The organism is Streptomyces sp. NPDC037100, assembly GCF_055606225.1.
In genome coordinates this window covers 1-2,335 of sequence record NZ_JBVJSX010000034.1, presented here as the reverse complement: position 1 = coordinate 2,335, position 2,335 = coordinate 1, and the positions used below count along the sequence as shown (strand labels likewise).

Here is a 2,335-nt window from a genome sequence, read left to right as displayed (position 1 = left end):
CCGCTACGCGTACGACGACACGGGACGCACGACCCGCGTCTGCACCGACACCTCCGCCACCTCCTGCCTGACAGGCACCGCCGGCACCACCTACACCTACGACAAGGTCGGCAACCTCAAAACAGCGGCCAGCTCGGGCTCGACGACCACCCACACCTACGACGACGGCGACCAGCTGAAGTCGACGACAAACGGCACGACCACCACGAGCTACGGCTACGACGACGACGGCAACCAGACCAAGGACGACGACGGCACCTACGCCTACGACCCGGCCGGCCGCCTCAAGTCCGCGACCATCGGCACCAACACGTACGGATTCACCTACGACGCCGACGGCAACCGCACCACGGTCAACAAGAACAACGCGCTTGCCGGAACATCCCGCTGGGACATCAACAACCCGCTCCCGCAGCTCGCCACCGACACCAACGCATCCGGCGCCCTGCTCGCCGACTACCACTACGACCCCGACGGCACGGCCCGCTCCATGGACCGCTCCGCCGGCACCTACTACTTCACCCAGGACCGCCAGAACTCCACCAGCGCGGTCTACGACGCAGCGGGCACGGACAACTACCGCTACACCTACAGCGCCTGGGGCTCACCGACCGGCAAAGCCACCGTCACCGGCGGCCAGCCCAGCCCCTTCGGCTACACCGGCCAGTACAAGGACCAGTACCTCCCCGACCGCCTGCAGCTCCGCGCCCGCTCCTTCGACACCGCCCAGCGACGCTTCACCACCCAGGACCCGATCCCAGCGGATGCGGACAATCCCAACCAGTCCCCGTATAACTACGCGGACAACGACCCGGCTAACCAGTCGGACCCGTCTGGGCTGTGCCCCCAATGCGTCATCGGCGGTGGTATCGGAGCCATCGTTGGCGGAGGCGTCTACGCCCTCAGTCATCAGGACGACTTCGACTGGGGCGACTTCGCGGCTGCTACTGGACAGGGTGCAGTCGTCGGAGCAGTCGGCGGCTTCCTCGCCCCGGCCGGCACCGCCCTGGCCGCGCAGCTGGGCCTACAAGGCGGACGGGCTCTGACAGTTGCGGTTGCCACTGATGCCACCATAGGCATGGGTCTTACCTGGGCGATCAACACGGCTCAATGCCAGCCGACCACACCCATGGATCTCCTGGTCGGGGCACTCACCGGTGGAATCGGCAACTTCGTCAAGCCGACGTGGGGAGCGCTCAGGGGCCTCTTCGGCAAGCCGGTTGTGACAACCCCGACACGCTTCGGCCCTGGAGCAGCGCATGCTGGTGACCCGTCTCTCCTGCCCAAGGGGGAGGCAGGCAATCCGTTTTTGAAGCGAGCACAAGCGGAGGCCGATGCATTCAACTTGGCCGGCGTGCCCCATGGGGCTGTTCCAGACGCTGCTTGGATTGTCACAGGAAACGTCAAGCTCGCGCACGCACCTGGCTACTTCTACTCGTCCAACCCAAGCCACTGGGGACGGTTCCGACAGTACGAAACCGCGCAGGGATCTCGGGTCATAGTCGAGCACACCTTCGACAGGGCCGGTCCGCACTTCCATGCCGGCAAGCCGAAGTATGACTCCCTCAGGAACTTCGTGAACTTTGGCTGGAATAATCAAAAGCCCAAGAGTTCGCCACGACGGTACGACTACGAGAAGTATGGGAAGATGAACAAGCCTGGCGGTGATCACCACTTCTTCTATCAAGAGGGCTGGGGTACGTGGTGATGGCGTGGGAACCGATTCGGAGAGGTGAAGGTGAATGGTTCCTGAATCAGATGAAGCTCGCCTGTTTCTCGCTTCTTGTGGCCTGGAACTGTGTGTGGCCAACGGTGATGAAACCCCTGCTGCGCTAGCCATCGTGCAACAGATGTCCAGTGCCTACGTGGAGCCAGTAGTGACTGTTTCAATGGACGCCCCAAACCCGGTGGAGGAATTGGGGCGGCAGTGGCACAGAGTGGCAGCACGCCAGCGGTTGGCGGCTGATGACGGTAGGTTTCTGATCTTGTTGGCTGGGCCGGGCGCGAGCGCAAGGAGCTGGCTCTGCGTGAAGGACTCTGTAGGCCGTGACCTTCCTGCCCGACTACTTAAGGGCAATGGATCGCTTGAGTTCATTGCGTTGTCCATTGACGGGAAGCGGATCTGCGCGACCAGCGAGGAGGAGGATGAATACTGGGTGGTCTATGAGGAAGTCTCGTCCTAGACCACCCGCTCCTACCGGGCGCTTGCAACCGCTCTGCATCCTGGCGCCGAGGGTGGTCTAGGTTCTGTCTCTTTGGTCAGCGTCGTGCCCAGATGAGGATGGCGGCGAGGTGAAGTGCGGCCTGGTAGGCGATGGCGAGTTTGTCGGTTCGT

Annotated in this window: 2 protein-coding genes; both read left to right on the top strand. The window is 63.2% G+C overall.

Going from position 1 to position 2,335, the window contains the following annotated elements; genetic code table 11:
* The coding region (locus tag ACZ7EG_RS40045; protein ID WP_471089975.1) for an RHS repeat-associated core domain-containing protein at positions 1-1,708 on the top strand (1,708 nt) is incomplete at its 5' end.
* A gap of 34 nt (positions 1,709-1,742) precedes the next feature.
* Positions 1,743-2,183, top strand: a complete 441-nt coding sequence (locus ACZ7EG_RS40040) for a hypothetical protein (protein WP_471089972.1) — start codon at positions 1,743-1,745, stop codon at positions 2,181-2,183.
* Positions 2,184-2,335: the final 152 nt, after the last annotated feature.